This is a genomic window from Okeania hirsuta (genome assembly GCF_003838195.1).
Taxonomy (GTDB): domain Bacteria; phylum Cyanobacteriota; class Cyanobacteriia; order Cyanobacteriales; family Microcoleaceae; genus Okeania; species Okeania hirsuta.
In genome coordinates this window covers 1-11,865 of the sequence record NZ_RCBY01000214.1, presented here as the reverse complement: position 1 = coordinate 11,865, position 11,865 = coordinate 1, and the positions used below count along the sequence as shown (strand labels likewise).

Here is an 11,865-nt window from a genome sequence, read left to right as displayed (position 1 = left end):
TTTGTACTCTTCAGTTAACTGCTAAAACTCAAAAAAATATCTCGAGAAAAAAAAATTAGCGATGCTAAGTAACATTTCTGAAATCAAAATTCATCGAGTACGAATGGCAGTTGCCTTGGGTTGGTGTGTACTAATTTTTTCACTATTCTACGATCCAATATCCAGTAAGCTAACAGAACCTTCCAATGCATTAAGTCCGTTCAAAATCAATCCAGAAAACTGCGTCCTGCTACAAGGAAAATGTATTGAAGAGATACCCTATGCGATGGGAGCTCCTCTTTTTTGGGGTCTGATCGTGCCCTGTGGTGTCCTGATTTTATTTGTGTTCGGACACGAATTTTGGCGCCGAATTTGTCCTCTCTCCTTTATTTCGCAAATTCCTCGTGCATTAGGATTGGAACGTAAACGCAAGCGCGTCAGTGGAACAGGGAAAGTGCGTAAGGAATTGGTCAAAGTTGCCAGAAATTCATGGCTAGCTCAGAATCATCTTTGCCTACAATTTGGTCTTTTATATGTAGGAGTCTGTGCCCGTATTGTGTTTGTCAACTCTAATCGTTTGGCATTAGGCTTGTTTCTAACCTTTACCATTATCGCAGCACTAACGGTTGGTTTTCTCTATGGAGGTAAGAGTTGGTGTCAGTATATTTGCCCAATGGCTCCCGTACAAAAGATTTATGGACAACCAAGAGGAATATTCAACAGTACAGCTCACAAAGGCGATCGCAAACCCGTCACCCAATCTATGTGTCGTACAGTAACTCAAGAGGGTAAAGAATTGAGTGCTTGTGTTGCCTGTACAACCAAGTGTATTGATATAGATGCTGAATCTGCCTATTGGGATGAGATCGAGAGCTATAAGCAGCAATGGCTCTACTATGGCTATATTGGCCTTACAGTTGGGTATTTTGTTTATTACTATCTTTATGCTGGGAACTGGGATTATCTTATATCGGGAGTCTGGTCTCATGAAGAAAGTCAACTGGCAGATATACTCAAACCTGGGTATTATTTATTAGGTGAGCCTATAGACTTTCCTAAATTACTAGCAGTACCCGTCACTATTGGTCTATTTATCTTTGGTGCTATAGGTATTGGTTGTGCCTTGGAAGATCTTTATAAAGCCTATCATAAGCGCCATCACAAACATACTGACTCCCGAGTCATTCGACATCAAATGTTTACGTTGTGTACGTTTTTCATTTTTAATTTTTTCTTTATTTTTTCAGCGCGCGGTTATGTTAAGATGTTACCATCACCTCTGCCTAGTCTTTTCCCGGTTTTTATAATGGTATCTAGTAGTTTGTGGCTTTATAGAACTTGGCGGCGCACTCCAAGTCGTTATCAACGGGAAAGTCTTGCCACTCGATTGCAAAAGCAGCTCAAAAAGCTGAATTTAGATACTGCGAAGTTTTTGGATGGACGATCTATTGACGATCTTAATGCGGATGAAGTCTATGTTCTTGCTAAAGTTCTGCCTGATTTTTCCCAAGAAAAACGTCTGCAAACTTATAAAGCGATGCTGCGAGATGCCATTGATGAGGGTTATGTAGACCCTGCTAATACTCTGGAAAACTTCAAGCAAATGCGGCAAGAACTGGGTATTTCTGATAAAGATCACGATACCATCTTAGTGGAAATAGGCCAAGAATATCCCGAGCTATTCGATCCTCGTAAGCCACACAATAGAGAAAACTCTCTGCGGTTGGAGAGCTATCGAGAAACTCTTCTGGAAATTATCTTACATTCTGGGAAAACTCACCCAGATCGAAACTGGGTTTCTGATTTGATGAAAGCATTCTCTGAGCAAACATCCAATGAAGTGTTAGAAGACCTTTTGAAAAGTTTATCCCCAGAAGATCGCAAGCTAATTCAAGAACTTCGCCAAGAATATAGCATTACTAAAGATGACGAAGCAGATGCTCTTAAACACACTGACTCCTATCAGTTGTGGAAGACGATCGCTGAAAGTCTTGGTTTCGTAGAACACATTATTTCTGTAGAAGAAGAGCAACTCTACAGAGTTTTCCAATATATTGATACAGATAGGTCAGGATATATAAGTTTAGATGAGTTACAAACTTATATTCGTAGTATCGATACCCATATTAATGATGTTCAAATTGAGAATATGATGAAAACTGCAGACACAAGTGGTGATGATCTAATCAGTTACGAGGAGTTTCAAGCAGTCTTTAAATCCTTGAGATCTCAGACAATCTGAGACAAATAGTATCTAATTGTGTAAATCAATTTCCGAAACTGCTGTAAAATTATGTCAATAAAAATGTTGGGTTAAGCATTAGCATAACCCAACTCCTTGTTCTCAGAAATTATACGTTGATCGGAACCTTATCTTGAGATTAATTATTGCTGTAAGCAAATTCTGGAAGTTGCTCTTTAGCAGCTCCAGCAGATGTAACTTTTACCTCTCCATTTTCATCTAAATCTACATAAACATTTTCACCATTCTGAATTTGACCAGCTAATAATGCTTCTGCCAAAGCATCCTCTAACAAATGCATAATTGCGCGACGCAGCGGTCTGGCACCATAACTAGGATCAAATCCATCCTTAATCAAGCGCTCCTTAAAGCTGTCACTGAGTGTCAGAGTCATATTTCGTTCGCCCAAACGACTGAATACTTCTCGCAGCATAATTTCTGCAATTTCTTTCACCTCATCCTTATTCAACTGACGGAAGACAATAATTTCATCCAGTCGGTTGAGAAATTCTGGGCGGAAATACTGCTTGAGTTCCTCATTGACTAAATTGCGGATACGGTTATATTGAGCTTCTTCTTTATCCTCAGCAAACTCAAAACCTAAACCACCGCCACCTTTCTCGATGACCTTAGAACCAATATTAGAAGTCATAATGATTAAGGTATTTTTAAAGCTGACTACCCGTCCTTTAGCATCAGTGAGACGACCATCCTCCAAGACTTGCAACAAGAGATTAAATACATCTGGATGAGCTTTTTCAATCTCATCAAATAGTACCACGGTATAAGGGCGACGACGAACTGCTTCTGTAAGTTGGCCACCTTCGTCATAACCAACAAATCCTGGAGGTGAACCAATTAATTTAGAAACTGTATGACGTTCCATGTATTCTGACATATCTAGTCGAATCATGGCTTCCTCAGAACCAAAGAAATAAGCAGCTAAGGCTTTTGTTAGTTCTGTCTTACCAACACCAGTTGGACCGGAGAAGATGAAACTAGCAATGGGTCGGTTGGGGTTCTTCAGACCAACACGAGCACGACGCAAAGCACGAGATACTGCTTTAACAGCATCTTCTTGACCAATGAGACGTTGGTGCAGAGTGTCTTCCATGTGTAGTAGTTTCTCAGATTCAGATTCTGTCAACTTACTCACAGGTACTCCAGTCCAAGATGCCACAATATGAGCAATATCGTCTTCTGTCACCACAGGAGTAACTTTGGCTGTTTCTTCTTGTTTATCGGTATCGCTCTGTTCAATTTGTGCTTGAATTTCTAGTTCGCGATCGCGCAATTGACTAGCTTGCTCAAAGTCTTGTGCGCGAATAGCTTCTTCTTTATCTTTTGTCACTTTTGAGATTTCTCGCCTCATATCTTTCAACTCTGGTGAAAGCATAGAGTTTTTGACCCTAACACGAGACCCTGCTTCGTCTATCAAATCAATTGCTTTGTCTGGTAAGAAGCGATCGCTAATATATTGGTCTGATAGTTTAGCTGCTGCGGTCAAAGCTTCATCAGAAATTATCAACTTGTGGTGTTGTTCGTAAGCAGAACGTACCCCATAAAGAATTTCAATTGTTTCCTCCACAGTAGGTTCGCCCACTTTTACAGGTTGGAAACGACGTTCGAGAGCAGCATCCCGTTCAATATGCTTGCGATATTCATCCAGAGTAGTTGCCCCAATACATTGTACCTCGCCTCTGGCCAAAGCAGGTTTGAGAATATTAGCAGCATCCATACTACCTTCTATGGCACCAGCACCCACAACAGTATGAATTTCATCAATTACTAGGATAATATTGCCATTAGAGCGGACTTCATCCATAATCTTTTTCAGTCGTTCCTCAAATTCTCCTCGGAACCTGGTACCAGCAATTAAGGAACCGATATTTAGACTCACCACCTGTTTATTTTGTAGAAGATCCGGAACATCTTGGTTAACGATACGTTGAGCTAATCCCTCAGCGATCGCTGTTTTTCCGACCCCTGGTTCGCCAAGAAGGACAGGATTATTTTTTGTCCTCCGGCCTAAAATTTGAATCATCCGTTCAATTTCTTTTTCCCGGCCCACGACTGGGTCGATTTTACCCTCTGCTGCTAATTTCGTCAGGTCTGTACCAAATTCTTCTAGAGTTACAGCTTTCTTATTGCCAGAATTAGAGCTTCCAGGAGAAACTGCAGCAACTTCTCCAAGGGAGCGAATTATCTGAGTCCGAATTTTGCTTCTATCAACTCCCAAATTGTCCAATACTTTAGCCGCGACTCCTTCAGAATCTTGGAGCAATGCCAGTAGCAAATGTTCTGTACCGATATAGTTATGGTCTAGTTTTCTTGCTTCTTCTAAGGATACTTCCAACATCCGTTTTACCCTGGGAGTAAAAGGAATTTCTGCCGGAGTAAACCCAGAACCACGACCAATTATTTGTTCTACTTCATTCCGAGCATCTTTGAGATTTACATCATATTCCTTGAGAACTTTTGCCGCAATACCTGTACCTTCACTAATCAAACCCAGGAGGATTTGCTCTGTACCCACAAAGTTATGTCCAAGGCGACGGGCTTCTTCCTGGGCCAACATAATCACTTTGATTGATTGTTCTGTAAAGCGTTCAAACATGGTTACTTTTCCTTACATATTATAGTTACAGGGGATATGTCCCTCCTGTAGTTTAATTGTTACCTAGTTTTAAACCACAATTAGGCCATAAATAGAAACTAATGTAAATTTTTGTTTACTGTAACTAATTTAGCGTCGTAAAAGTAGGAGTGCCTAGTGAGGAGAGCCGTAACCGAAAATTAACTGAGGATCAAGAGGCCAAAAGTAGCTAGTCTTTTTTTGAAATATTTTCTTAATAGTACCACTTGGGAAAAAAGTTGACACACATTGACATAATATCTGGCGTTCAGGTATGCAGGTATAGAGATTCTCCTGAAACTAGGATTCTTGGTTCACAGAAAAATTGTATCCTTTGAAATCTCGTATAATATTATCCTTTTCTCAAGCCGTTATAGGGACATTCCATGGAACATCCCTAAATTTTTATCTACAGGACTTACGCAAAAGACGAATTTTTGATTTTTTAATATTAATTTAACTACATAATAATCATTGATTATTTACTGGAAAAATTAAAATATTTAATTTGCACAAATACTGAAAATTTTTAGCAGTTTAAAGTTATGTTAATTTATAATTAGACTAACCAAAAAATCCCTGAAAACAGACAGCATTTCCTATCAACACATTACCTTGCTTAACTTGAAAACAAATATTTTCAGGAAACTTTTCTATAGCATTTTGCCAACGCACCAAAGCCAAATTCCAATCTGCCAAACTATGAGTTAATCTCGCATAACCCTCATAACCTTGAGGTTGATTTGGAAACTTTTCTATTAACCTTTTAAAAACTGCCTCAGCCTCATCAAACCGAGATAAATTTATCAACATATTACCTTTTTGAACTTGGAAAACGATATTTTCAGGAAACTTTTCTATAGCATTTTGCCAACGCACCAAAGCCAAATTCCAATTTCCCCAACTATGAGCAACTCTGGCATAATCCTCATAACCTTTTGGTAACTATGGATAATTTTTTTTAGTTGTTGAAATACCCTTTATGCTTCCTCAAATTTACTTAAAGTAATTAAATTATTGCCACAAGTACGATAAATAGGCATCGGTTGTTGGGGGTTAATAGTTAATGAATCAAATTACTATTTCTCCATACGCAATAGTCAATAAAATTCGATATACTCAACTGAAACTTAACAAATAAATAGAATTAGCAAACTTATTCCCACTCGATAATTTAAGGATTCAAAAAATCTAAATGATTCCCATGTTTTGCCCGTAAAGAAGCGGTAGAACCTTGCAACTCTAACTTACCATTATTCAATAAAACAATCCATTCAGCCCGACTAATTACCTTTGGTCTATGACTAATAAAAATTGTTGTTTTACCCCGTCGATGCAACAATAAATTCTCCAAAACTTCCGCCTCACTCACAGGGTCTAAACCAGAAGTTGATTCATCCAAAATTAATACAGCAGGGTCATTAACCATAGCTCTTGCTATTGCCAAACGTTGCCTTTGTCCGCCAGAAATATTTGCTCCAAATTCTCCTAAAACTGTTTGATACTTATCAGGTAAACGACTAATAAATTCATTTGCTCCAGAAATTTGACACGCTTTAACGATTTGTTCAAAAGTTACTCCAGGCACTGCTAGTTGAAAATTTTCAATAATCGAACGACTCCAAAAATGAGCATCTTGAGGAACTAATACTACCTGTTTTCTAAAAGAATCTATATCTAAATCTTGCAGATTATAAATCCCAACCTGAATATTACCAGACTGCACCGGATACAAACCAGCAATTAATTTTGCCAAGGTACTTTTACCACAACCAGATTCACCAATTAAAGCGATAGATTTACCACCAGTAAATTTCACAGAAAAATTTTCTAATAAATCAATTCTACCAGCGTAGTGAAAACTAATATTGGAACAAATAATATCGGCTTTAGGACTAATTTTCGCATCGGGTTTTTGATGATTTTTATCTACTTCTGGTGGATAATCAATTACTTCAGAAAGTCGTTTCGTAGCAGTCTGAACTCTGGTCAATTCATCCATCAATCCTACCAAAGTAGTAACCAAAGTTGACACATATTGATTCATAGTAATAAAAGCCAATAATTGACCAATACTTAATTGTTCGGCGATGACTAAATTACTGCCAAACCATAATAGAAAAATATTCGCAATATTACTAACTAAACCTGAAAAAGTATCATTCACAATCCCAATTTGAGTAGTTCTAAAACTCAAGTTAGCCAACTTACCAAACCTGCCTTGAAATTCCTCCCAAAATTGAGGAGAGCTGGAGGTAGTTTTCAGAGTCATTGCTCCCTTGAAAGTCTCTACTAAGACACCCTGATTTTCTGCCTCCAAAGCAAATAAACTTCTAGTTTTTTGCTGCAATATCGGCAATAAAGCAATAGTTGATAAAGTCATAATTACCGCCATAAAAACAGCAACTATACTCAGGGAAAAACTGTAAATACACATCACAGTCAAAGAAACCAAAGCAATAAAAAATTGACTGGGCAAACTGACAATTACTTGAGAAACCAACTGATTAATTTCTTTAATATCCGTCAACCTACTAACAATTTCACCACTGCGTCTCGTCTCATAATACTTCAATGGTAAACTCAAAATTTTTCGCCCAAATTCCATCACCAACCCCAATTCCAAACGTTGGGCAAAATGAGCAATCATATTAGATTGAACTAATTCCAAACAACTGCTAAAAACATTCATCACAATCACAGCAATTACCACACTGGTAAGTAACTGAAAATCTCCCCTAACTAGCACATCATCAGTCAGAATTTGTACCAAAAAAGGAGAAGCAATAGAAAGCAAACCCAAGACAATATTCAGCAGAAAAACTTGAATAATAATTTGCCGATAATACCAAACTCGTCTGAGCAATCTGCTAATATTACTGACTTTTTCATCAGCTTCAGAAAAGAAGCGTTTTGCATCTGGTTCTACTAATAAACAAACCCAATCTCCCCAGGCTTCAGCTAATTCTTTTTTTGATAAAAAACGAACTCCAAGAGCGGGGTCAGCAATAATATATTTATCTCCTTGTTTGCCATACAAAACCACCCAATGATAGCCTTGCCAATGAATAATTGCGGGTAAAGGGGCACTTTCAATTTGGTCTAAAATTCCTGGATTTGCTTTGACAGACCTAGCATTAAAACCAATACTATCTGCACCTTGTTTTAAACCTAATAATGTAGTTCCTTGTTGATTAGTACCGATAGTTTCTCTAATACGATTTATTGTTAAATTACGACCATGATATTTAGCAATAGAAGCCAAACAAGCTGCCCCACAATCTTCTTCACTTTGCTGTAGAATTAACGGATATTTATTAACATTATTTATTTCGCGATCGCTAGATGCTTTTGGTAATATTGGTACTGGTACTATATCTAACATAATAATTTGAATTTTTAAATTAAAAATAACGTAAGCATTCAGCGGTCAGCTATTAGCTATCAGCTTTATTAGTTTTAAGGGAGCAAAAAGTAATTGAGAGACTTCAAATAATTAAAAGTATGGGTAAAAGTCCATTAGTCAACCTTAATAGTCTATCAAACCACATAGTTCATTAAAAAGCTGTTTGCGTAGCATTCCGCAGGAAATGCTTACAAAATAACTATACTGATGATTTATTTCACCCCAAATAACTACTTCTGTTGACTAGGGAGTAAATCAGAAAAAAACACCCATAAAATTATGGATGCCTCATTTAATTAAATATCAATCTAAAGTTATAATTTCACCATTACTGAATAATTAATAATTAAATAATTCTGGTTGGTAATTATCAATTATCAATTATCCATTATCAATTAATGAAATAGCTTTTAGTAGCAGCCACGACCACGATATCCACCATAACCATAGCCATAGCTACTACGACGGTAACCATAGCTTACAGAGCGACTGTATCCATATCCATCATTGTAGTAGCGAGGGCGACCGTAGCCATAATATACAGAGCGACCGCGACCGTAACCATCACAACCACAACCACCATTAATAGTAGCAGATTCTTCAGTGGAAATATCGGAAAATAGTTCGTTGTTTTGAGTGTCTTGCATGATTTTTTTTCTCAGAGTTAATTAGATCGACAAGCTAGTATAAATTTATGTTCATTTATTTAACTATCTTGTGATGTATAGTCTATTCTTCTTGAAGTGAAATGCAGCTTCAGGATACTTTTTTAATTTCTGTATATTAGTTTTTGTTGGACTACAGTTTGTTTGCTATTGTAGGTGAGAAAATAATCCTAAAATTAAAATAAATAAAATTTTGTAAATTTTCTGGATAACAATGTTGGAATCAATAAATTCAATTACTAAGCCATAGAAGTAGGTTGGGTTGAGGAACGTTAGCGGAGCTTATCCGTTAGGATAAACCCAACATAATGTGTTTTTGTAGGATTTCACTTTTTTGTACTCAACCTACTTGTTATCTTATTATCTTGATTTTTGTAGGATTTCACTCCGTTCTACCTAACCTACTTGCTTGTTATCTTATTATCTTGGTTTTTGTTGGGTTGCGCTGCCGCTTAACCCAACCTACAATTTATTCTCTACCAATATTGCTGTCAAAAGTAAGTCTTTCTGAAGAACCCCACATTTTGTCATAAATTCCCGCTTTTACATAACGATGAAAACTAGAATATTCCCAATTTTTCGGAGCAGTTACTAATCCATGATGTACTGGATTATAATGAATATATTCTATATGATTAGCAAAATCTAAATATCCTTGAATTTGATGCTCCCAAAACCTGCGTTGCCAAACAGCTTTTTCTCCTTTATATTGTCGAGATGTTGAAATTTTTCCCTGATATTGAGAATGGTATTGACGACTAAAATAACTTTTAATTAACCGCCAACGAATCGAAAAATTTGCATCATTTTTAGGTAATGTCCAAAGAGAATGAATATGGTCTGGCAAGATGACAATAGCATCTATTTTAAATGGATGTTTTTGCATAACATATCGAAAAGCTTTTCGTAGTAAATCTATATTTTCAGGTTCGCACAAAATTTTCTGGCGGTTGTATGTCACTACTGTGAAAAAATAAGTTGCCCCTGGTGTTTTTGCCCGACGATATTCCATAAAGTTTTGTAGTTTTGTAGGTTGGGTTGAGGTCACGAAACCCAACATTATCTTGGTTTGTGTTGGGTTTATCTTACGGATAAGCTCCGTTAACATTTCATTCTACCCAACCTACTTCTTATTTTATAACCTATTATGTTGGGTTGATACTGCGGATAAGCTCCGCTAACACTCCGTTCTACCCAACCTACTTGTTACTACTCACACCTTCAATTTCCTCATCCGCTACATCATATAACTCCCTCAATTTCTGCAACTTCTCTTCATCTGTTTGCCAAAAACCGCGTCCGTTCGCTTCCAACATCCGCCCAATAATATTCCGAAATGCTTCCGGGTTTGCCTCCCGTAATTTACGCGCCATCTCTGCATCCAAAGCATAAGTCTCGGCAGCACCGTCATAAACCCAATTATCAGCAAAATTAGCTGTACCGCCCCAACCTATCAAGGCGGTCATCCGTTGGGAAATCTCGTAAGCTCCTCCACTACCTTGATTTGCCATTGCTTCTGCCCACTTTGGATTCAATAATTTTGTGCGATATTCCATCCGCAACAAGTCTTCTAATTTTCGGGGGGTGGTATCTTTGGAGAAACTTTCGACGAAACTCGCACTTACTTTTTTACCCCGTTGTTTTTCTGCTGCTAATTTTAATCCACCAGTATTAGCATAATATTCCTGAATATCTGTCAAACCATACTCCACCGAATCAATTTCTTGTACGATGCGATCGCAACCTTTCAACAATTCCTGCAAAATTTCTGGGCGTGCCTCTCCTTTATCTTTGCGTCCGTAACTGAAGACATTTCGCCCTTGCCAAGTATCGCCTAACTCATCCGCTGACTCCCAGTTACTATCCACAACTCTGTCATTCACCAAGGAACCAAAATCACCAGCAGGATTAGAAAATAACCGCGCCGAAATATTTTCTACACCTTGCGCTTGCAATGCTAAAGCGTGTTTGCGGATAAAATTTTGTTCTACGGGTTCGTCTGCGGTTGCTGCTCGTTGGAATAGATCGTCTAATAATTCAATAATATTGACAAAACTATCCCGGAAAATTCCTGATAAATTTCCTAAAATATCGATGCGGGGATGACAAACTTCAGCTAAAGTCTTTAATTCATAACGAACGATGCGACCCGTACCTTCTTTTACTGGTTCAGCACCTACTAATTCTAATAAAATTCCGATTGATTCACCACGGGTTTTAATAGCATCTAAACCCCATAACATTACTGCTACAGTTTCGGGATAATTATTATTTTCTTCGAGATGTTGATTAATAATTTTATTGGCAATTTCTCGTCCTCTTTCATAAGCAGCAGGAGAAGGCATTCGATAGGGGTCTAAAGCATGAATATTTCGACCAGTTGGCAAAACTCCCGGACCATCTCGTAATAAATCTCCTCCTGGGGCAGCAGGAATATATTCTCCATTTAATCCACGCAAAAGATTAGTCAATTCATCAGTATTTTGCATTAACAAATCCCCAATATTTACCACACTTTGCTTAACATCATTATCCGAGTCTAGCTCTCCGATTTTTTTACCAAAATAAGCCTCCAAATAAGATTTTAATTCCTCCTCGTTTGGCACTTCTCCCAAAGTATGTAAACCAGAAGAAAATAATCTTTGTTCTACAACCTGCAAATATTCGTAAATTTCCACAAAATAGGGATTAATCACATCTTCACTAAACATTCGCACATTTTCCGCAGTAAATTCAATCCCTAAATTTTTGCCATACTCAAACGGACAATCTGAATTTAAACCAGTATCAAAAATCTTCTTAAAAATCGATTCCCGCAACCCCGAATTTTTCTGGGGTTCTTCCCGATATTCAGAAATTAACTCTCGCAAACTCACCAATTCTTTATATAAACCAGCCCGACCATAAGGAGGAATGTTATGAGAAATTAACACCCCAT

Annotated in this window: 7 protein-coding genes; 1 reads left to right on the top strand and 6 read right to left on the bottom strand. The window is 37.6% G+C overall.

Translation table 11 applies throughout. The annotated features are described in order from the left end of the window. The first annotated feature begins 61 nt into the window (after window positions 1-61). Window positions 62-2,221, top strand: a complete 2,160-nt coding sequence (locus D5R40_RS25325) for an EF-hand domain-containing protein (protein WP_124155407.1) — start codon at window positions 62-64, stop codon at window positions 2,219-2,221. Window positions 2,222-2,360: 139 nt separating this feature from the next. Here D5R40_RS25325 and D5R40_RS25320 read toward each other — a convergent pair whose 3' ends face one another. The 6 genes from D5R40_RS25320 to D5R40_RS25295 form a co-directional block, all read right to left on the bottom strand. Further along, complete coding sequence (locus tag D5R40_RS25320) at window positions 2,361-4,838, bottom strand: ATP-dependent Clp protease ATP-binding subunit (protein WP_124146628.1); 2,478 nt, start codon at window positions 4,836-4,838, stop codon at window positions 2,361-2,363. 582 nt (window positions 4,839-5,420) lie between these two features. Further along, complete coding sequence (locus tag D5R40_RS25315; protein ID WP_124146627.1) at window positions 5,421-5,744, bottom strand: tetratricopeptide repeat protein; 324 nt, start codon at window positions 5,742-5,744, stop codon at window positions 5,421-5,423. A 286-nt stretch (window positions 5,745-6,030) separates the two neighbouring features. After that, entirely contained in the window at window positions 6,031-8,241 is a 2,211-nt protein-coding gene (locus tag D5R40_RS25310) for a peptidase domain-containing ABC transporter (protein ID WP_124146626.1), read from the bottom strand. Window positions 8,242-8,672: 431 nt separating this feature from the next. Then, window positions 8,673-8,909 carry a hypothetical protein gene (locus D5R40_RS25305; protein WP_124146625.1) on the bottom strand — a complete coding sequence of 79 codons (237 nt, stop codon included), beginning with the start codon at window positions 8,907-8,909 and terminating at the stop codon, window positions 8,673-8,675. Window positions 8,910-9,396: 487 nt separating this feature from the next. Then, complete coding sequence (locus D5R40_RS25300) at window positions 9,397-10,035, bottom strand: REP-associated tyrosine transposase (protein ID WP_338043236.1); 639 nt, start codon at window positions 10,033-10,035, stop codon at window positions 9,397-9,399. Between the two features lie 91 nt (window positions 10,036-10,126). After that, window positions 10,127-11,865, bottom strand: a 1,739-nt coding sequence (locus D5R40_RS25295; RefSeq protein WP_192901310.1) for a cobaltochelatase subunit CobN, incomplete at its 5' end; no start/stop codon positions are given.

Coding starts and splice junctions, on each gene's coding strand:
- D5R40_RS25325 (WP_124155407.1), top strand. CDS start 62: ATGCTAAGTAACATTTCTGAAATCAAAATTCATCGAGTACGAATGGCA.
- D5R40_RS25320 (WP_124146628.1), bottom strand. CDS start 4,838: ATGTTTGAACGCTTTACAGAACAATCAATCAAAGTGATTATGTTGGCC.
- D5R40_RS25310 (WP_124146626.1), bottom strand. CDS start 8,241: ATGTTAGATATAGTACCAGTACCAATATTACCAAAAGCATCTAGCGAT.
- D5R40_RS25305 (WP_124146625.1), bottom strand. CDS start 8,909: ATGCAAGACACTCAAAACAACGAACTATTTTCCGATATTTCCACTGAA.
- D5R40_RS25300 (WP_338043236.1), bottom strand. CDS start 10,035: ATGTTAACGGAGCTTATCCGTAAGATAAACCCAACACAAACCAAGATA.